Here is a 282-nt window from a genome sequence, read left to right as displayed (position 1 = left end):
TGCGATCATTCACCATAATCTCGCCACGATTACTCAGTTCAACAGCACTGTCTTTCAAGAAATCAGTATTTGGCAATAAACCAATCTGAACAAAGATCCCCGCAAGCTCAACCACATGTTCTTCATCTGTGGCACGATCTTTATACTTCAAGCCCGTGACTTGTGAACCATCACCCAGCACTTCAGTGCTCAATGCATTCATGATTACCGTCGTATTGGATAAGCTGTTTAACTTATCTTGCAATACTTGATCAGCTCGAAGTTTGGTATCAAACTCAACCA

The 282-nt window shown here is 41.8% G+C and carries 1 protein-coding gene; it reads right to left on the bottom strand.

Annotation, left to right across the window (positions count from 1 at the left end):
• On the bottom strand, positions 1 to 282 hold a 282-nt coding region (locus tag DK207_RS15700; RefSeq protein ID WP_162540255.1), incomplete at both ends, for an FAD-dependent oxidoreductase.

It is taken from the genome of Acinetobacter haemolyticus, assembly GCF_900406815.1.
Lineage (GTDB): Bacteria > Pseudomonadota > Gammaproteobacteria > Pseudomonadales > Moraxellaceae > Acinetobacter > Acinetobacter haemolyticus_A.
The sequence above is the reverse complement of the archived record's forward strand: the minus strand, read 5'-3'. Positions and strand labels throughout refer to the sequence as shown.